General features: G+C 29.3%; 19 protein-coding genes. 2 read left to right on the top strand and 17 right to left on the bottom strand.

Annotation, left to right across the window (positions count from 1 at the left end; genetic code table 11):
* The 6 genes from H8S20_RS00665 to glyA all read right to left on the bottom strand — a co-directional run bounded on the left by H8S20_RS00665 (nucleotide 1) and on the right by glyA (nucleotide 6,942).
* Complete coding sequence (locus H8S20_RS00665) at nucleotides 1-1,017, bottom strand: ABC transporter ATP-binding protein (RefSeq protein WP_186859035.1); 1,017 nt, start codon at nucleotides 1,015-1,017, stop codon at nucleotides 1-3.
* A 55-nt stretch (nucleotides 1,018-1,072) separates the two neighbouring features.
* Nucleotides 1,073-2,650, bottom strand: a complete 1,578-nt coding sequence (locus H8S20_RS00660; protein WP_032119033.1) for an ABC transporter substrate-binding protein — start codon at nucleotides 2,648-2,650, stop codon at nucleotides 1,073-1,075.
* Between the two features lie 14 nt (nucleotides 2,651-2,664).
* A complete protein-coding gene (locus H8S20_RS00655) occupies nucleotides 2,665-3,573 on the bottom strand; it encodes an ABC transporter permease (RefSeq protein WP_436231584.1) in 909 nt (302 codons plus the stop codon).
* On the bottom strand, nucleotides 3,554-4,522 hold the full coding sequence (locus H8S20_RS00650) for an ABC transporter permease (protein WP_032119035.1): 969 nt from the start codon (nucleotides 4,520-4,522) through the stop codon (nucleotides 3,554-3,556). The genes H8S20_RS00655 and H8S20_RS00650 overlap by 20 nt, the downstream gene beginning before the upstream one ends.
* A gap of 287 nt (nucleotides 4,523-4,809) precedes the next feature.
* Complete coding sequence (locus H8S20_RS00645) at nucleotides 4,810-5,562, bottom strand: exodeoxyribonuclease III (RefSeq protein WP_032119036.1); 753 nt, start codon at nucleotides 5,560-5,562, stop codon at nucleotides 4,810-4,812.
* Nucleotides 5,563-5,706: 144 nt separating this feature from the next.
* Nucleotides 5,707-6,942 (bottom strand): serine hydroxymethyltransferase, encoded by a 1,236-nt coding sequence (gene glyA, locus H8S20_RS00640; protein WP_032119037.1) that lies wholly within the window; start codon nucleotides 6,940-6,942, stop codon nucleotides 5,707-5,709.
* Nucleotides 6,943-7,056: 114 nt separating this feature from the next.
* Between glyA and H8S20_RS00635 the strand changes: the two genes are divergently transcribed.
* The gene (locus H8S20_RS00635) at nucleotides 7,057-7,821 is read left to right on the top strand and encodes a threonine/serine exporter family protein (RefSeq protein ID WP_032119038.1); all 765 of its coding nucleotides are present in this window, start codon (nucleotides 7,057-7,059) and stop codon (nucleotides 7,819-7,821) included.
* Nucleotides 7,822-8,253: a threonine/serine exporter family protein gene (locus H8S20_RS00630; protein WP_032119039.1), complete on the top strand. Its 432-nt coding sequence runs from the start codon at nucleotides 7,822-7,824 to the stop codon at nucleotides 8,251-8,253.
* 199 nt (nucleotides 8,254-8,452) lie between these two features.
* On the opposite strand, the gene H8S20_RS00625 is transcribed toward H8S20_RS00630, so the two are convergent.
* The 11 genes from H8S20_RS00625 to secF form a co-directional block, all read right to left on the bottom strand.
* Complete coding sequence (locus H8S20_RS00625) at nucleotides 8,453-8,722, bottom strand: metal-sensitive transcriptional regulator (protein ID WP_032119040.1); 270 nt, start codon at nucleotides 8,720-8,722, stop codon at nucleotides 8,453-8,455.
* A gap of 158 nt (nucleotides 8,723-8,880) precedes the next feature.
* Nucleotides 8,881-9,024: a hypothetical protein gene (locus H8S20_RS00620; RefSeq protein WP_186859165.1), complete on the bottom strand. Its 144-nt coding sequence runs from the start codon at nucleotides 9,022-9,024 to the stop codon at nucleotides 8,881-8,883.
* A 144-nt stretch (nucleotides 9,025-9,168) separates the two neighbouring features.
* Nucleotides 9,169-10,953, bottom strand: coding sequence for an aspartate--tRNA ligase (gene aspS, locus H8S20_RS00615; RefSeq protein ID WP_032119041.1), 1,785 nt, complete (start codon nucleotides 10,951-10,953; stop codon nucleotides 9,169-9,171).
* A gap of 16 nt (nucleotides 10,954-10,969) precedes the next feature.
* The gene (gene hisS / locus H8S20_RS00610) at nucleotides 10,970-12,217 is read right to left on the bottom strand and encodes a histidine--tRNA ligase (RefSeq protein ID WP_032119042.1); all 1,248 of its coding nucleotides are present in this window, start codon (nucleotides 12,215-12,217) and stop codon (nucleotides 10,970-10,972) included.
* A 13-nt stretch (nucleotides 12,218-12,230) separates the two neighbouring features.
* Nucleotides 12,231-13,655, bottom strand: coding sequence for a coproporphyrinogen III oxidase (locus H8S20_RS00605; protein ID WP_032119043.1), 1,425 nt, complete (start codon nucleotides 13,653-13,655; stop codon nucleotides 12,231-12,233).
* Nucleotides 13,656-13,664: 9 nt separating this feature from the next.
* A complete protein-coding gene (locus tag H8S20_RS00600; protein ID WP_032119044.1) occupies nucleotides 13,665-14,264 on the bottom strand; it encodes an MBL fold metallo-hydrolase in 600 nt (199 codons plus the stop codon).
* 19 nt (nucleotides 14,265-14,283) lie between these two features.
* A complete protein-coding gene (dtd, locus tag H8S20_RS00595) occupies nucleotides 14,284-14,733 on the bottom strand; it encodes a D-aminoacyl-tRNA deacylase (protein WP_032119045.1) in 450 nt (149 codons plus the stop codon).
* Between the two features lie 12 nt (nucleotides 14,734-14,745).
* Nucleotides 14,746-16,932 (bottom strand): RelA/SpoT family protein, encoded by a 2,187-nt coding sequence (locus H8S20_RS00590; RefSeq protein WP_032119046.1) that lies wholly within the window; start codon nucleotides 16,930-16,932, stop codon nucleotides 14,746-14,748.
* Nucleotides 16,933-17,042: 110 nt separating this feature from the next.
* Nucleotides 17,043-17,561 carry an adenine phosphoribosyltransferase gene (locus tag H8S20_RS00585; RefSeq protein ID WP_032119047.1) on the bottom strand — a complete coding sequence of 173 codons (519 nt, stop codon included), beginning with the start codon at nucleotides 17,559-17,561 and terminating at the stop codon, nucleotides 17,043-17,045.
* Nucleotides 17,562-17,595: 34 nt separating this feature from the next.
* Nucleotides 17,596-18,450 carry a DHH family phosphoesterase gene (locus H8S20_RS00580; protein WP_032119048.1) on the bottom strand — a complete coding sequence of 285 codons (855 nt, stop codon included), beginning with the start codon at nucleotides 18,448-18,450 and terminating at the stop codon, nucleotides 17,596-17,598.
* A gap of 162 nt (nucleotides 18,451-18,612) precedes the next feature.
* Nucleotides 18,613-19,488 (bottom strand): protein translocase subunit SecF, encoded by an 876-nt coding sequence (secF, locus tag H8S20_RS00575; protein ID WP_032119049.1) that lies wholly within the window; start codon nucleotides 19,486-19,488, stop codon nucleotides 18,613-18,615.

Here is a 19,488-nt window from a genome sequence, read left to right as displayed (position 1 = left end):
TTAATTAACCTGCTCCTCGTTAATTCTAATTTGTTCTCTAGCTTTACTTGCCTTAGGATGAAGTAACCAAGTTGCAGCATAATGACTTTCACTTATTTTAAACATAGGTGGCTCTTCTAAAAAATCTATCACTAACGGCTTTTTATTTCTAATAGCAAAAGCATCTCCTTGAGGTGGATTTAAAAGATTTGGAGGCATCCCTTCAATTGTGGGTAGATATTCATTATTCTTATTTATAGCTCTAAGTGATTCTAACAACCCTATTGTATATGGATGAGCTGCATTTAGAAATATTTCTTCTTTTCTTCCTATTTCAATAATTTTCCCTGCATACATTACAGCAACTCTATCAGCGATTTTCGCTACTACACCAAAATCATGAGTTATAAATATAATTGAAATACCGCTTTTTCTTTGTATTGATTTTAATAAATCTAATATCTGCCGTTGAACTCTAACATCCAAAGCTGTAGTTGGCTCATCAGCAATTAGGATCTGTGGATTACAGGCTAAACTAATAGCAATAACTATCCGTTGTCTCATCCCACCTGAAAAATGGTATGGATATTGATTATATCTATTTTCTGCATCTTCTATTCCTACTAATTCCATTAGTTCTATAGCTCGTTGTTTAGCTTTAGATTTATTTATTTTATTGTGAATTATCACTACTTCAGCTATTTGCTTTCCTACAGACATTGTTGGATTTAAAGAAGTCATCGGATCTTGAAATATCATGGAAATATCTTTTCCTCTTATTTTGCTCATTTCATCTTCCTTTATTTTACTTAAATCCTTATTGGCTAATAACACTTCTCCATTGCTAATATATCCATTCTTTGGCAACAACCTTATTATACTTCTACATAACATTGTTTTACCACAACCTGATTCCCCTACTATAGCTAAAATCTCTCCTTTCTCTAAATTAAAAGAAACATTTCTTACTGCCTTTATTTCACCATAGTTAGTTTCAAAATTCACTTCTAAGTTTTTGACTTCTAATAATTTATCCATTCTTAATTTTTCTCCTACCATAACATTGTTATCGTACTTTTATATCATTTAAAGATTACTCTAAATCCCACTCCTCAACATTCCAAAATATCCCTACGCCATGATGTCCTAAAACTGTATCTGTTGTTATACCTTTTAAGTTTGGAGTAGCAATATAAATTGCATCTATATATGCTAGGAATGTATATGGCATATCTCTTGTCATTTCTTCTTGAAAATCTTTATAATATTTTACTCTCTCATCAAACACATCAGTTTGTCTTGCTTTTGTAAGAATATCATCTATTTTACTATTTGAATATGAACTATAATTTGCTCCACCATTAGTTGAAAAAACTTTATAAGTATGATCATCTGGATCAAATGGACTTCCCCACCCAATTAGATACGCATCTTGATTTGCCCAATCTACTTTAGCTTTAATAGCAACTTTTACATCAGCACCAATTTCCTTCAACTGTTGTGCACAGAAATTTGCCATATCTACTCTTACTTGATCTCCTTCTCCACAAACTAACTCGAAACTTAATTTTGCTCCATCCTTTTCATAAATACCATCATCTCCAAGTTTCCATCCGCTTTCCTCTAGTAATTCCTTTGCTTTAGCTGGGCTATATTCAAATTTCTCTATATCTTCATTTACATACTCACCTGCCTGTAATGGTGAATATGCTACTTTTCCATAACCTAATAAAATACTATCAACAATAGCTTGCCTATCTATACCATAACTTAATATATTGGGTAGGTCTCTATGTTTAGAAAAGAACTCTGAATTAAAATTATATAATATTCCTCTATAGTCAGCAGTTTTCATGATATTTACTACAAAATCAGAATTGTTTTTAAATATATCTATATCTTTAGGTGTTACTTGTGCTAAATTTAACTCACCTGATTTTAGTTGCATTACCTTTGCTTTACTATCATCTACTATTTTAAAAATTATTTTATCTATCTTAGGAGTATTTTTGAAATAATCTTCATTTTTTAGTAAGGTTATACTTTGCCCTTCATCCCATTCACTTAATTTATATGGTCCAGTCCCTATTGGACTTATATTAAAATCTGCCGTAATAATATCCTTACCTTCTAAAAGATGTTTAGGAATTATTCCTACTGTAAAATAGTCTAAGATAGCAATATTATGATCTTTCAATGTTATTTTAATCTCATAATCGTTTACTATTTCCATTTTTTCAATGTCTTCATAATTTGTTGCAATTTCAGATCCTACATCTGGATTATTAATAGTCTCATATGTGAATTTTACATCATCAGCCGTAAATTGCTCCCCATCATGCCATTTCACATCATCTCTTAATTTAAATGTATATGTTAAAGATTCATCATCATATTCCCAACTCTCTGCAAGCGCTGGTACAATATTATTATCCTTATCTCTTCCTGTAAGCCCGTTAAATAATAATGAATTAATTTCACCATGTTCAAAAAGCGCTGGATTAATACTGGTATAGTCAGAACTACCATATACTAATACCTTTTCATCCTTTGAATTACTCTCTAAAGTTGCTATATTATCATTATTATTAGAAGTTTTATTTCCTCCACAACCAACTAATAATGATAAAGCTAATATTGATGTTACAATTTTTAATACTTTATTTTTCATACTACTTTCCCCTTTTATAAGTTATTATATTTTTTAATATTTTTCTTCCTTAAATAATTTCCTATATTGGCTATGCATATAAGCGTTGATACTAGAAATACACCTGGAATTAATATTACCCACCAATAATTTGATAGTAGTGCATCTTGTGCCAATGAAAGCATACTCCCCCAAGATATAATTTCAATAGGTAAGCCTATTCCTAAAAAACTTAGTGTAGATTCTGTAGCTATTGCTGAGCCAATATTACTAACTACCATAAACATTATTGCTGATATAAAATTAGGCAGTAGATGTTGTTTAACTACATATAAAAATTTTCCTCCCATTATCTTTGCAGCTAATATATACTCACTATTTTTAATTTGTCGTACTTCACTTCTAATTATTTTTGCTATACTCATCCAACTAACTAATCCAATAACTATTGAAATAGAAATTGGGTTGCTTCCTCCTATAATGGCTTGAACAAAAATTATTATCAAAATTGATGGAATACTTAAAATAATTTCAGTAGTTTTCATCATTAAATCATCTATAGATTCTGGTGCCATTCCGCTTATACTACCATAAACAATTGCAATAACTGTTGATATTGTCGTTGAAAAAATACCAATAAACAAAGAAATTTTTCCCCCATACCAAATATCTGAAAAAATATCTCGTCCCATCGAATCTGTTCCAAATAAAAATTCTCTATTTGGTGCCACATTTGAATTTGCTAAATCCATAAATCTAGGATCATGAGTAATTATCACCTCTGAAAAAATACATCCACATATTATTATTAATAAAACCATAATTGAAAATAGCGGAAATTTTCTAGGTATTTTAAATTCATTTTTTATCTCTTTTTTTTCTATAAATTTTGCTTTATTATCAACAATCTGAAATTTACTTATATCAAGGTTCAAATATTTCACCTCTCTCATACTTCATTCTTGGGTCTAACTTAATATTGATAACTTGGGCTATCATATTTGAAATAAGTACTAGTATACCTGTAATAATAGTTAATATCATAAGCATGTTATAATCATGATATTTTGCACTTTCAAAAATTAAAGTTCCGATACCAGGATAAGAAAAAACTTTCTCAACAACATAGGTACCAGCTAATATGTGAGGTACTGAAATTGCCATTATAGTTATAAATGATGGTGCAATATTTCTTAGACAATGCTTATAAATAATTTCTATCTTATTCAAGCCTTTAACTTTTGCCAATAAGACATAGTCTTCTCTCATTTCTTCTAATATTTTATTTCTTACCATATATGCGTAATACCATAAATGCCCTAATATTAATACAACTAAAGGTAATATTAAATGAACAACCCTATCAAAAAAATTATCTTTCATTCCAATTGAGTAAGCCCCACTAGTAGGTAATATAGCTAAATTTACTCCAAATATTAATATAAGCATTAATGAAATCCAAAAAGAAGGTATGCAAGAAGTTACATTTCCTATTAAAGTTATTATCCTATCTATTAACTCATCTTCATGTAATGAGCAATATATCCCCAAAAATAATGCTAATATAAACGTCAATATATATGCTAATCCTCCTAAAATAGCTGTATTTTTATATACATCTAGTATAACGTCTTTAACATCTCTCTTATATTTATATGAAATTCCAAAATCCCCACTTATAGAATTCTTTAACCATTTTCCATATTGAACGTATATAGGCTCGTTGAGTCCTAATCTATTCATAGCCTTTTCCTTGTGTTCTATGCTCATTCTCTCAATAGCATTTCCATAATATGATTCAAGAGGATCGCCTGGAGATAATCTTGACATATAAAATACAATTACAGATAAAACAAAAATTGCAATTATACACTGAAAAAACTTTTTCAACACAACCTTAAATATATATCTCACCTCTATTCTTTATAAAAATAAAAACCACGAAAAAAGATAACGAAATTTTATCGTTAACCTTCGTGGTTATTTAAATACTTATAGATTATTGAATTACTTTACCTTTAGTGAACCTTCGTGATTCACACTTTAAATCTTACCTTATTTTTACATTTTTGTCAATATAATTTTAGGGTGATTTTAAATATTAACTATATTTTATCTTTTCATTTTAGATTTAATTATATTCTAGAAAAATACTATAATTTAATTCAATACCATTTCTACTATTTAATAACTAATTCTACAGGACAGTGGTCTGATCCTAATACTTCTGCATGTATTTTTGCACTATCTAATCTATCTTCTAGTGAATTTGATACTACAAAATAATCAATTCTCCATCCAGCATTATTTTTTCTTGCATTAAATCTATATGACCACCAAGAATAAGCTCCAGTTAATTCTGGATAAAAATATCTAAATGTATCAATAAATCCTGAATTTAAAAGAGTAGTAAACTTTTCTCTTTCGTCATCTGTAAATCCTGCATTTTTTCTATTTGTAGATGGGTTTTTTAAATCTATCTCTTTATGAGCTACATTAAGATCTCCGCACAAAATAACAGGTTTATTTTTTTCTAACGACTTTAGATACTCTCTAAAATCATCTTCCCATTTCATTCTATAATCTAATCTAGCTAATTCATTTTGAGAATTCGGAGTGTATACAGTAATTACATAATAATTTTCAAACTCTAATGTAATTACCCTCCCTTCTTTATCATGCTCTTCTATGTTAATTCCATAAGAAACAGATAAGGGTTTAACTTTTGTAAAAATAGCTGTTCCTGAATACCCCTTTCTTTCTGCATAATTCCAATATTGATAATATCCTTCTAACTCTAAGTTTATTTGTCCTTCTTGTAATTTACTTTCTTGAATACAAAAAACATCTGCATCTACTTCTTTAAAAAAGTCTAAAAATCCTTTCTGTACGCAAGCTCTTATTCCATTTACATTCCATGATATTAATTTCATAGTTTCCTCCACTGTTTATTATCCTATATTTCTCACTCAATACTAAGATATATTTATATATCTATTCTAACATCTGACTAATTGAAACTTCAATTTAAAACCATATTTTCAAGCAATTATCTATTAATCTCCAGTCTTAAAGTCTTAATTATATAAAGGATATTTTTCGCATAAAGTTTTCACTCTATTTTTTAATTCTGTTAAATCTGAATCTTTGTTTAAAATTGCATCATTAATTATTGCAGCTACCTCTACAATATCTTCTTCCTTAAATCCCCTGGTTGTAACCGCAGCTGTTCCTATTCTAATCCCTGATGTGATAAATGGACTTCTTGTTTCATTTGGAACAGTATTTTTATTTACAGTAATTCCTATACTATCTAATAACTTTTCAGCCTCTTTACCTGTAATATCCGTATTTGATAAATCTAATAATAACAAATGATTATCTGTTCCCTTTGATACAATATTAAATCCAAATTTAATTAACTCATCAGAAAGAATCTTACAATTCTTTACTACATCCTTTATATACGTAACAAATTTTTCTTCAGATGCTTCTTTAAAACATACAGCCTTTCCTGCTATAACATGCATAAGTGGACCACCTTGCATTCCTGGGAAAATATTCTTATCTAATTCTTTAGCATACTTTTCTTTGCATAAAATTAGTCCCCCCCTAGGTCCTCTTAATGTTTTATGAGTTGTTGATGTAACAAAATCAGCATAAGGAACTGGAGATGGATGTACCCCTGCTGCAACTAATCCAGCTATATGAGCCATATCTACCATTAATATAGCTCCCACTTCATCACAAATATCTCTAAACTTTTTAAAGTCAATTACTCTAGAATAAGCACTGGCTCCTGCTACAATTAACTTAGGTTTACTTTCTAAAGCAATCTTTCTTACTTCCTCATAATCTATTTCTTCTGTTATTTTATCTACCCCGTAGAACACGAAGTTAAATAATTTTCCTGAAAAGTTTACTGGTGAACCATGAGTTAGATGACCTCCATTGTTCAAATCCATTCCTAATACTGTATCTCCAGGATTTAATACCGAAAAATATACCGCCATATTAGCTTGTGATCCTGAATGTGGTTGCACATTAGCATGCTCAGCATTAAATAACCTTTTTGCTCTCTCTATAGCTATTTCTTCAACTGTATCAACTATATGACATCCTCCGTAATATCTTCTATTTGGATATCCTTCTGCATATTTGTTTGTTAAATAAGATCCCATAGCTTCCATTACAGCTTTAGATGTAAAATTTTCAGATGCAATAAGTTCTATTCCATCTCTTTGCCTTTCTAACTCCTTTTGAACTAGATTAAATATTTCATTATCCTCTTCTTTTAAATTATTAAAATTCATCCTCATCACCTTTTTTCTTTTTTTCTAAATTATAATTTTTTTCTAAGTACATATCAACTGTTTTTTTACTTTATCTAATGTTATAATACATAAGTAAAATTTAATTTAGGAGAGATACTTATGAATGAAATTCTTCAAGTCGCTACTTTTGCAGGTCAAATAATCCTGGAAAATGGTGGCGAAACATATAGAGTAGAAGAAACTATTTGGCGAATATGTAAAGCTTTTGGAGCTGAAGAAGCTGAAAGTTTTGCTACTCCAACTGGAATTATGGCTTCCATTTGTCATGATGGTCAAACATATTCTTTAATTAAAAGAGTATCTAAAAGAACTGTTGATTTATATAAAATCGATTTAGTAAATGACTTATCAAGAAATATTCTTTTAAAAAATCTTTCAGTTAAAGATTTTAAGATTGAGCTTCAAAAAATAAATAGGAGCGAAAGATATTCTAACACTATAACATTACTCTTCTCTGCTTTAGGCGCAGCTGCTTTTGCAATTTTATTTGGTGGCAATATTCAAGACTTTGTAGCCGCATTTATAATAGGATTTATTATTAAATTCTTAACAATAAAGGGAAGTGATATGCAAATAAATCAATTTTTTATAAATAGTTTATCAGCTGCTGTAGCTGCTTTTTTAGCAATAATCTTTATAAATATAAACTTAGCAGCAAATCTTGACCAAACTATAATAGGTTCGATAATGCTTCTTGTTCCTGGTCTAGCAATAACTAATGCTATTAGAGATACAATTGCAGGAGATTTATTATCTGGACTTACACGTGCTGCTGAAGCCTTTCTAGTTGCTATTTCAATTGCAGTAGGTTCAGGTGCTGTGTTAAGTTTTTGGTTATCTAACTTTGGAGGTATATAGATGTTAATTGCTCAAACATTTTCTGCTTTTTTAGCTACTTTAGGCTTTGGAATAATTTTTAATATTAAAGGAAAGAAACTTTTCTTTGCATCACTTGGTGGTGCTATTAGCTGGTTTTTTTACTCATTGTCACTTAAATTTAATTTATCTGAATTATCATCTTTATTTATATCTGCAATATTTTTTAGTTCCTACTGTGAAGTATTTGCAAGAATATTAAGAACTCCAGTAACTACTCTTGTAATTTGTTCGCTTATTCCTTTAGTACCTGGTGGTGGTATGTATTATACTATGTTAGAAGCTGTAAATGGTAATATATCAAAGTCTTTAGATTTAGGATTAAACACTTTAGCTTCTGCTGGAACATTAGCTTTAGGAATAATTTTCGTATCAACAATAACAAAATTATTTACCGTACATAAAAGACGTTAAAAAAGGAAATGATTTAAATCATTTCCTTTTTTAAGTTAAGGAGAAATATAAAATCTCATCTGCAAAATGTCTTAACTTATATATGAATTGTACAAGCTATTAAATTATTTGTCAATAATTTATGAATATTTTTATTAAATTATTAAGAAAACTCAACTTTTAGTTATTCTTTATCAAATAGCTTGAAATCAAAAACTATCTACTTTATAAAAGTATTTATATTTTTTATAAGCTTCTTTACATTCTCATATTCTTTAGAATTTTCATCTAGTTGTAAACAATTATTTGCATAACTTTCAATAATCATTCCTCCAACTTTATTAATAGCTGATCTAACTGCTAATACTTGAATTAATATATCATCGCAACATACATTCTTATCAACCATTCCTTGTATACCTTTAACTTGGCCTTCTATTCTTTTTAATCGATTTATAATATCTTTATTAAGCTTTTCATCTTTATCCATTTTTTCTCTCCTAATAACTATATATGGTATATTGTAACACTTAATTAACAATTTGTGAAATATAGTTATAAGATCATCTTTTCATAATGTTAATACTTTTTATTTAAGTTTATTTTTTTATTAAATTTTAAATCCCAGCTTATAAAGCTGGGATCATTTTATTTTTTCTTTGTTAACTTCTTATATAATTTTGCATTGGTAACTAAGTCCATGAAATCATCAGCCATTTCAACTAAAAGATTTCCTTTAACTTTACCTTTACGAAGTTTTCTTTTAATATTTTTCATAGGCCCTTTTTTCATCTTAAGTTCCTCCTATCTTTACTATAATAAGTACAGTATATATTTTATACAAAATATAATTTTTTATCCTTGCACTTTCGTAATATATAAACATAAAATTATTTATAAAAAAAGGAGCTAAAGTTACATCTAGCTCCTCTTCTACTATTCTGATTTATCTTTTTTATCAATTCCTAATTCATCTAATTGTTTTTGATCAACTACATTTGGTGCTTCACTTAAGTAGCAGTATGCATTTTGATTTTTAGGGAATGCAACAACATCTTTAATATTATCAGTTCCTGCTAAGAACATTGCCATTCTATCAAGCCCAAATGCTAATCCTCCATGTGGTGGTGGCCCAAACTTAAATGCATCTATTAAGAATCCAAATCTCTCTTGAGCTGACTCTTCTGTAAATCCTAAAGCTTTAAACATTCTTGTTTGAAGGCTTGAATCATGTATTCTTATTGATCCCCCACCTAATTCTTCACCATTAAGGACTAAGTCGTATGCTTTAGATCTTACAGCTCCTGGATTTGTATCTAACATTTCTAGGTCTTCATCCATTGGTGATGTAAATGGATGGTGAGCTGCAAAATATCTTCCTTCTTCTTCATCATATTCAAATAATGGGAATTCTGTAATCCAACAGAAGTTAAATTCTGATTTATCTTTAATTAAGTCAAATTGTTTAGCAAGCTCTAATCTAAGTGCTCCTAAGCTTTGGAATACAACTGAGTTTTTATCTGATACTATAAGTATTGCATCTCCATTTTCAGCTCCCATAGTTTTAACTATGTTTTCTGTAACTTCATCAGTTAAGAATTTAGCTATAGAAGATTTATTTCCCTCTTCTTTAAGTTGAATCCAAGCAAGACCTTTAGCTTTATATGTCTTAACAAAATCAACTAATTTATCTAATTGCTTTCTTCCTAAATCAGCTCCACCTTTTAAACATAACGCTCTAACAGATCCTCCATTTTCTATAGCAGATTTGAATACTACGAAGTCCATATCTTTAACAGCTTCTGTTATATCAGTTATCTCCATTCCAAATCTTAAATCTGGTTTATCTGAACCATACTTTTCCATAGCTTCTTTAAATGGCATTCTTCTAATTGGAAGTTTTATTTCATGTCCTAATACTTCTTTAAATACATGAGCTACAAGTCCCTCGTTCATAGCCATTACATCATCTTGCTCAACAAAACTCATTTCTAAGTCTATTTGTGTAAATTCTGGTTGTCTATTGGCTCTTAAATCTTCATCTCTAAAACATTTAGCAATTTGGAAGTATCTATCAAACCCTGATACCATTAATAATTGTTTAAATATTTGAGGCGATTGAGGAAGTGCATAGAACATTCCTGGGTAATTTCTTGATGGAACTAAATAATCTCTTGCTCCCTCTGGCGTACTCTTAGTTAAAATAGGTGTTTCAACTTCTAAGAAGCCATTATCATTTAGATAATTTCTTACTGCCATTGCAGCTTTACTTCTAATCATAAAAATTCTTTGCATATCAGGTCTTCTAAGGTCTAAGTATCTATACTTTAATCTTATATTTTCTGCTGCATCTAAATCTTCCTTAATATATATAGGAGGTGTTTCAGATTCTGAAAGAACTTTTATACTTTCACACATTAACTCAACCATACCAGTTGGCATATTTTCATTTGGTGATTGTCTCTTAACTATTTCCCCTGTAACTGCTATACAGTACTCTGGTCTAACAGCTTTTGCTTTTTCAAAGCTTTCAGCATTTATTTCTTCACCAAAAACTATTTGCATTATTCCAGTTCTATCTCTAAGGTCTATAAATTGAAGACCTCCTAATTTTCTATTTCTTTGAACCCATCCCATAAGAGTAACTTTTTGTCCTACATTATTTTCTCTAGGTTCACCACACATAAGGCTTCTTTTTAATCCATTTAAAGCTTCACCCATCGTTATTTCCTCCTAACTATCTTATCACATTAACTATTTCTTCTATATGATCTAAACTTACTTCAAATTGTTCTCCATCACTCATTCTTTTTAGCTTTATTACTTTATTTTGAAGTTCGTCATCACCTAAAATTGTTGTAAAAGCAGCTCCTATTTTGTTAGCATATTTCATTTCTGCTTTTATGCTTCTTCCCATATGATTTACTTCTGTTTTTATTCCCACTGCTCTTAATTTATTTGCTAAAGTAAACGCCGCAAGCTTAGCTTCATCGCCTCTAGCACCTATATATAAATCAAAAAGTAGTTCATTAGGAATCTCTATACCTTCTTTTTCTAAGATCATTATCAATCTTTCAACACCCATTCCAAATCCAACGGCTGGCATTTCTGGTCCACCTAATTGTTCTATTAACTTATCATATCTACCACCGCCACAAACAGTGAAATCATCATTTAAGATTTCAAAAATTGTTTTAGTGTAGTAATCTAAGCCTCTAACTATTCCTGGATCAATTTTGTAAGGCACATTTAAAGCATCTAGATATTCTTTTACCTTTGTAAAGTGAGTATCACACTCATCACACATAAAATCTAATATTATTGGTGCATTCTTAGTTATTTCATTACACTTATGATTTTTGCAATCTAAAATTCTCATTGGATTTTTTTCAAATCTTGATTTACATAAATCACATAAGTTTTCATAATTATCTTTTAAGTATTGTTTTAATGCTTCATTATATTTAGGTCTACAACTTGGGCACCCTAAATTATTTATATTTAAACTTAATGAGCTTAAACCTAATTTCTTTAAAACACTCATTGCAAAAGCAATTACTTCAGCATCCATTGAAGGTTCTTTAGATCCAAATATTTCAGTACCAAATTGATGGAACTGACGGAATCTTCCCTTTTGTACATTTTCATATCTAAAACATGGTGTAGCATAATATAATTTTGTTGGTTGAACCTCATTAAATAATCTACTTTCTATAAAAGCTCTAACAGCTGGTGCTGTTCCTTCTGGTTTTAATGTAATACTTCTATCCCCTTTGTCATTGAAAGTATACATTTCTTTTTGAACTATATCAGTTGTATCTCCTACACCTCTTTTAAATAATTCTGTATGTTCAAACATTGGAGTTCTTAACTCTCTCATGCCATAATATTTAGCTATCTCTTTAAACGTATTTTCAACATATTGCCATTTGTACGCATCTTGAGGTAGCATATCTTTCGTACCTTTAGGCGCTTGTATATCCATCCTACTTTTCCTCCTACTTAAGATAAAGGGTATCTAACAACTTAATCTTACCATTTACCATTTCTTCTATTCTATTTGAATATTCTTTGATATCCTTTATATTTCCAAAGCGTTCTATTCTATCTTCCTCTAAAAAGACCACCTTAGTTACAGCGTCTGCACCTAAAGCTATAATAGTTTGCTTATCTTCAATCATTTGAATATTATATATACACTCTTTTCCTTCTTTTGAATATCCTAAGTTCTCCATGTTTCCAACCATATTCTTTTGTCTGTACATATAATACGGTTTTAAGCCTAACTTTTTAGAAAGCTGCATACTTTCATTATACATAGAAGCTAATTCTTCTTGCTTTTTTACTTGTATACCTTTCTTTAAAATAAAGTTTTCATAAAGTATGGATGCTCTTTTTAAAGAAAGTCCATGTACTGTTAAACTATCTGGATTAAGATTAAAAATTTCATCACATGTAGTCTTTACATACTCTAAGCCTTCACCAGGTAATCCAATTATAATATCCATATTTATATCATTAAAGCCCATCTTTCTAGCAAGATTAAACTTTTCTTTAACATCACTTACATTATGACCTCTTCCTATGGCCTCTAATGTATCATCATTCATAGATTGAGGATTAATGCTTATTCTTGTAACTTTATATCTCTTCATAGTTTCTAGTTTTTCAGCTGTAATACTATCTGGTCTTCCACACTCAACTGTAAACTCTAAAGTATTTTTATCTTTAATAAAGGCATTATACACTTCTTTCATTATATTTTCAAATTCTTCATTATTTACTGCTGTTGGTGTACCTCCACCAAAATATACTGTTTCAATTTTCAAATTTTTCTCTTTAACATATTCGCTAATCTTTCTTATCTCATAAGTTAAAGCTTCTAAATAAGGATTAACTAATTTCTTACTGCCTAAAATTGAATTGGCTGTAAATGAACAGTAGAAACATCTAGTAGGACAGAAAGCCATCCCTACATATATAGATACTTTCTTTTCATCATGATTTACAAATCTTTCTTCAGCTTTTGCTACTTCAATACATAGCTTTGCTTTTTCCTCTGATGCTAAATGCTTTTCCTTAAATATTTTTATTATTTCTTCTTCATTCTTCCCTTCTTCTAAATACTTTAAAGCAATTTTAGAAGGTCTAATTCCAACTAATATCCCCCAAGGATATTCTTCATTAGTTAATTCTTTTAATGATATAAATACTAACCTCTTTATATCATCTTTAATCTTTTCTGAAACTTTAACATACTTATAAAAATCTTTATAAGTAAATGTAACTTTATCTTCAAGTACTTCTACAACATACTCTCCATCGTCTACAAATTTTATTTCATCTAATGAAAAATATATATTAAACATTTGATATACATCATATCTGTACTTAAGGTCGTTTAATTTAATTTTTATTTCCATTTTCTCTCCCTACTGTAAGAAAGGATTTCTCATTCTTTCGTAAATAATTGTTGAACTTGGCCCATGCCCTGGATAAACCTTGGTATTCTTATCCAATACCATAAGTTTTTCTTCTATACTATTTATAAGTGTGTCATAATTTCCAGTTACAAAGTCTGTTCTGCCAATTGACCCCTGGAATAATGTATCCCCAGTAAATACATTATCTTGAATTAAGAAACACATTCCGCCTTGACTATGCCCTGGAGTATGTAGACATTTAACTTCAATGCTATTGAACTTCAATATATCACCGTCACTAATTAAATTATAATTGCTAGGTAGCTTTGCATATACAGTGTTATTTTTCTTAGAGTTTTCTACTTCTCCTTCATTAACATATAAAGGCACGCTATATTTCTCTTTTAATTCTTCAACTGCTCCAATATGATCAAAATGAGCATGTGTTAAAAGTATAGCTTTTAAATTACATCCTAGACTTTCAATTTCTCTTATTATACTGTTTCCATTAGCTCCTGGATCTATTACTATAGTATCTTTACTTAAATTATCTATAATAAAATAACAATTAGCTCCATATTCTCCCATAGGATAAGTATTAATTATCATAGTAGCACCTCTCTATATTTTAAAATGTTTTTTTACTATCCAATAAAATTGTAACCGGTCCGTCATTTTGAATCTCAACATCCATATGTGCTCCAAAGACTCCAGTTGCAATTTCTATACCCGTTTCTCTTAACATCTCTATAAACTTATCATATAGTTTTTCTGCTTCATTTCCACCTAAAGCATTCATAAAATTAGGTCTTCTACCTTTTCTACAATCTCCGTATAAAGTAAATTGAGATATAGCTAAAATCGCTCCATTTATATCTTTAACAGATAGATTCATCTTATCATTATCATCATGAAATATTCTTAAATTTATAACTTTATCTACTATGTATTTTAAATCATCTAACGTATCATCTTTACATATTCCAATAAGAACATTTAATCCATTTTGTATAGCTCCAACTATTTCTCCATCAACTTTTACACTTGATTTTTTTACTCTTTGAACTACAGCTCTCATTTTTTTACCCCTTTAGTTTCTTAATCTATAAACATCCATAACACCTTTTAGTTTACGTATTTTTTTCATTAAATCTTTAAGTTGATCAATAGAATCAATTTTAACCTTAATGCTTACAAAAGCTAAATTTTCTTTAGCTGACTTTGCATTCAATGCACTTAGAGAAATCTTAGCTTCGTTAATTATGGTCATAATCTCTGTTAATATTCCCATCCTATCTTCAGATTTAACTTCAATCTCTGTTACATAACCAACGCCTTGAGAGTTACCCCAAGAAACTTCTATAGTTTTTTCTCCGTCACTTTCAATAAGAGATTTTAAATTACTACAATCTCTTCTATGAACAGATATACCTCTTCCTTTAGTGATATATCCCAATATATCATCACCTGGAACTGGATTACAACATTTCGCAAATCTAACCATTAGGTTATCTAATCCCTTAACAGTGATCCCATAAACATTTTCTTTTTTTCCTCTTTGTTGCTTTGCTATATGTTCTTCTATAGACTTTTGAAGTATTTCTTCCTTACTCTTATCATCTTTAACCAAATTCTCTTCTTTTAATCTAGCTATATATGAAGATGCTGTAATAGCGCCTAATCCTATTAAAGCATATAAATCTTCTATATTATTAATATTGTATCTTTTTGCAAATTTATCATAGCTTTCACCTTTAGCTATTTCATTATATACAACTGCTTGCTTCTTAAGCTCTTTTTCAAAAATTTCTTTCCCTTTAGTTATATTTTCTTCCTTCTTAGCCTTCTTAAACCATGATCTAATCTTGCTTTTAGCTTGATTACTCTTGGCTATGCTTAACCAATCCATATTAGGACCTTTAGCACTATTTGAAGTTAGAATTTCAACTATCTCACCAGTCTTAAGCTTATAATCTAAAGGTACTATTTTGCCATTCACTTTAGCTCCAACACATTTATTACCTATATCTGTATGTATTCTATAAGCAAAATCTATAGGAGTAGCTCCATTAGGCAAATCTATAACAACACCTTTAGGAGTAAATAAAAATATTTCATCTGTAAACAAATTTATTTTAAATCCTTCTATAAACTCTTCAGCATCAGATGTTTCCTTTTGCCATTCTAACATATCTCTAAGCCATACAAGCTTATTTTCAAAATTCTTTTCTTTCCCTTCCCCTGATGCGTCTCCCTCTTTATACTTCCAGTGGGCAGCTATACCATATTCAGCTGTTCTATGCATTTCAAAAGTTCTTATTTGAATTTCAAAAGTTTTCCCTTGTGGCCCAATAACTGTTGTATGTAAAGATTGATACATGTTAGGTTTAGGCATAGCAATATAATCTTTGAATCTTCCTGGTATAGGTTTATAGATAGTATGTACAATCCCTAGAACTTCATAACAATCTTTTACTGTATTTACCAACACCCTTATTGCAGTTAAATCAAAAATTTGTTCTATACTTTTATTTTTATTAACCATCTTTTTATAAATACTATAAAAATGTTTAGGTCTTCCATCAATATCTGCATCAATTCCTGCATCTTCGAACTTATCATGTAAGTCATCAATAATTGTAGAAATATATGTTTCTCTTTCTACTCTTTTTTCAGCTATTTGCTTAACAAGATCATAATATTCCTCTTCATGTAAATACCTTAAGCAAAGATCTTCTAGTTCCCATTTTATTTTAGATATACCAAGTCTGTGAGCTAAAGGCGCATAAATATCTAAAGTTTCTCTAGCCTTCTGCTTTTGCTTTTCCTTAGTCATATACTTAAGCGTTCTCATATTATGTAATCTATCAGCTAATTTTATAATGATTACTCTTATATCATTAGCCATAGCAAGTAGCATCTTTCTAAAGTTATCTGCTTGTTGCTCTTCCTTTGACTTATATTCCATTTTAGTTATCTTAGTGACTCCACTAACTAGGTTGGCAATTTCTTCATTAAATATATTTTTTATATCCTCGTATGTATAATTTGTATCTTCTATAACATCGTGAAGTAATCCTGCAACTATAGTACTTGTATCCATTCCTAGCTCTGCTAAAATAGTAGCAACATCTATTGGATGTATAATATATGGTTCTCCCGATTCTCTCTTTTGTTCTTTATGAGCTTCATTAGCAAGCTTATAAGCTTTAACAACTAAATCTATATCAACATTTGTACAATTTTCTTTAATCTTATTCATTAACACATCAATCATTAGCTCTTTACTCCTTTAGATTACCTCAAAATCCTAAAGTCAAAGGCTGGTTAATTAACCAGCCCTTCTCATTCTAATTATATATTAAAATTTAGGGTTTTACAATAAAATTAAATATCATATTGAACTAATGACATTACTTCATACCCTGTAAGTTTATCTCTACCATGTAAATCAGTTAACTCTATCGCAAAATCTAATGAAACTACTTCTCCACCTACTTGTTCTACAAGCTTAGCTACAGCCTCTATTGTACCTCCTGTAGCAAGCAAATCATCAACTATCGCAACTCTTTGACCTTTTTTTATTGAATCTTTGTGTATTTCTAATACATCTACACCATATTCTAAAGCATAGTCTACTGAAACTGTTTCAGCAGGTAATTTTCCTTTTTTTCTTACTGGAACGAATCCAACCCCTAAAGCATATGCAACAGGCACTCCAAAAATAAACCCTCTAGCTTCAGGTCCTAAAATTACATCAACATTTTTATCCTTTAAATGGTTAACTATAAGGTCAATTGACTCCTTAAAAGCTTCTCCATCTCCTATTAATGTTGTAATATCTTTAAAGCTTATTCCTTCCTTAGGAAATCCTTCAACTATTCTTATTTTATCTTTTAAATTCATATTAACTCCTCCATGAATTTTATTATCACCTTTATTATACATTTTCTTTAGACTTATTTAAATACTTTGTAATTTGTTCCGCTCTTTCTTTTCTATTTGTAATAAGCAGTTCAATTATTATCCTTGCATTGTCCATCATTGTTACTACATTTATAGTTGGTGTTATAATCTTAATTATTTGTTTTATATCACTATCGTTCATCTCAGTAATATTATACGCATCCTTTATAGCTCTTAGTCCATAATTGTTCGTATTAGTTAAGAACTTTTTACCTTCTTTTAATATAACACCATTCTCACCTTTGAGAGGAACATTTGCAGATTGTTCTCCAATAAGTATTAAATCTAAATATTTATTAATACTCTTTATGTTATAATATATAGCTATTGCTTGCATTAGCTTAAATACTAATCCACTTATAGATAAATTCTTATATCTATATTGACACCCTTTTTGATTAGGGTTTATATATATGTACTCGCATTTAGTTTTTCGATCTCTATTTTCTAAGACCATCAAATCTATGTTTAACTTTTTACAAAGCTCTTCTTCTTCCTTCGACTTTAACCCAATACCTAAGGTGATAAGTACTTCTGCACCTAAAAAATGAACATTATTTATAATGTCCTTTGATGTAATACTAGAATCACCTGACGAATCATCGTGAACTACATATTCAATATCTGCATTTAAATATTTCAAAACCAGTATTAGGGATGAAATAGCACATAATCCATCTACATTAGGTATCCCATAAACCACTATTTTTTCTCTATTATTAATTGCAGATACCATCCGCTCAATAGCTCTATTCATATCCTTAAGTATAAAGGGATTATATCCAGTTATGTAATTTGGACTATATATACTTTCCCAAAACTTACGCATTTTAAACTCCTCCATAAAAATAAGAAAACATCTATATTATAATTTAAATTTATACATATTACAAATGTTTTCTAATAAAAAAGTCTATTTATTCTAAAGTTTTCTCTCTTTAGCCAAATAAAAAGGAATTAACATCAGTTAATTCCTTCTTTAATTTCCTTATTATGCAACTTTTTCTCTTTTATTTTTGTTTTTATTTCCATCCCTTAACTTAACCCATATTGGTGATGCAATAAATATTGAAGAATAAGCTCCAGCAGTTATCCCTATTAATATAGGGAATGAAAACTCTCTTACTGTAGGTACAAATACATTTACAGCTCCAATTGCAAATAATGTAGTTATAGTAGTTTTAATTGATCTGCCTAACGTTTGAGATATACTCTTATCTGCAATCTCTGTAGATGTAGATCTTCTCATTGACTTAGCATTTTCTCTTATTCTGTCAAATATTACAATTGTATCATTCATAGAATAACCTACTACAGTAAGTATTGCTGCAATAAACGGAGTGTTAACAGGTATATCAAATATAGCATATACAGCTATAGTAATTAATACGTCATGCATTAATGCTACAACTGCTGCAACCCCATAATCCATTTTAAATCTTATAGCTATATATATAAGCATTGCTATACACGCAACAAATAGTGCAATTATTGAATTTCTTGTTAACTCTTTACCAACACTTCCTCCAACTTGAGTTTGTGATAAAAGAGCTGAGTCTTCTAAAGAATATTTTTCTTTTAACTTTTCAAAAACCTCACTTGTCTTTGTTTCATCTAAATCTTTATCCTTAATTTCGTATTGTGTATTTTCTATGGTTTTAGTCACTGCATTTGGAACTATCGCTTTAACAATTTCATCAACTTCTGGTTTGTCGTATTCTTTTCCTAATTCAATAACTAGCTTTGTTCCACCTTTAAAATCTATTCCGAAATTTAACCCTTTAGTTAACATAAAACCTAAACCAACTAGTATTACTATAAGGGATATTGAAAACCAAATTTTAGATTTTTCTACTATCTTTGTCAT

Origin of the sequence: Clostridium hominis (assembly GCF_014287825.1) — a bacterium.
Classification (GTDB): domain Bacteria; phylum Bacillota; class Clostridia; order Clostridiales; family Clostridiaceae; genus Clostridium; species Clostridium hominis.
Note: the sequence above shows the minus strand (reverse complement) of the source record. Positions and strands in the feature narration are given on the sequence as shown.

Coding starts and splice junctions, on each gene's coding strand:
- H8S20_RS00665 (WP_186859035.1), bottom strand. CDS start 1,017: ATGGATAAATTATTAGAAGTCAAAAACTTAGAAGTGAATTTTGAAACT.
- H8S20_RS00660 (WP_032119033.1), bottom strand. CDS start 2,650: ATGAAAAATAAAGTATTAAAAATTGTAACATCAATATTAGCTTTATCA.
- H8S20_RS00645 (WP_032119036.1), bottom strand. CDS start 5,562: ATGAAATTAATATCATGGAATGTAAATGGAATAAGAGCTTGCGTACAG.
- glyA (WP_032119037.1), bottom strand. CDS start 6,942: ATGAATTTTAATAATTTAAAAGAAGAGGATAATGAAATATTTAATCTA.
- H8S20_RS00630 (WP_032119039.1), top strand. CDS start 7,822: ATGTTAATTGCTCAAACATTTTCTGCTTTTTTAGCTACTTTAGGCTTT.
- H8S20_RS00625 (WP_032119040.1), bottom strand. CDS start 8,722: ATGGATAAAGATGAAAAGCTTAATAAAGATATTATAAATCGATTAAAA.
- H8S20_RS00620 (WP_186859165.1), bottom strand. CDS start 9,024: ATGAAAAAAGGGCCTATGAAAAATATTAAAAGAAAACTTCGTAAAGGT.
- aspS (WP_032119041.1), bottom strand. CDS start 10,953: ATGGGTGAAGCTTTAAATGGATTAAAAAGAAGCCTTATGTGTGGTGAA.
- hisS (WP_032119042.1), bottom strand. CDS start 12,217: ATGGATATACAAGCGCCTAAAGGTACGAAAGATATGCTACCTCAAGAT.
- H8S20_RS00605 (WP_032119043.1), bottom strand. CDS start 13,655: ATGGAAATAAAAATTAAATTAAACGACCTTAAGTACAGATATGATGTA.
- H8S20_RS00600 (WP_032119044.1), bottom strand. CDS start 14,264: ATGATAATTAATACTTATCCTATGGGAGAATATGGAGCTAATTGTTAT.
- dtd (WP_032119045.1), bottom strand. CDS start 14,733: ATGAGAGCTGTAGTTCAAAGAGTAAAAAAATCAAGTGTAAAAGTTGAT.
- H8S20_RS00590 (WP_032119046.1), bottom strand. CDS start 16,932: ATGATTGATGTGTTAATGAATAAGATTAAAGAAAATTGTACAAATGTT.
- H8S20_RS00585 (WP_032119047.1), bottom strand. CDS start 17,561: ATGAATTTAAAAGATAAAATAAGAATAGTTGAAGGATTTCCTAAGGAA.
- H8S20_RS00580 (WP_032119048.1), bottom strand. CDS start 18,450: ATGCGTAAGTTTTGGGAAAGTATATATAGTCCAAATTACATAACTGGA.
- secF (WP_032119049.1), bottom strand. CDS start 19,488: ATGACAAAGATAGTAGAAAAATCTAAAATTTGGTTTTCAATATCCCTT.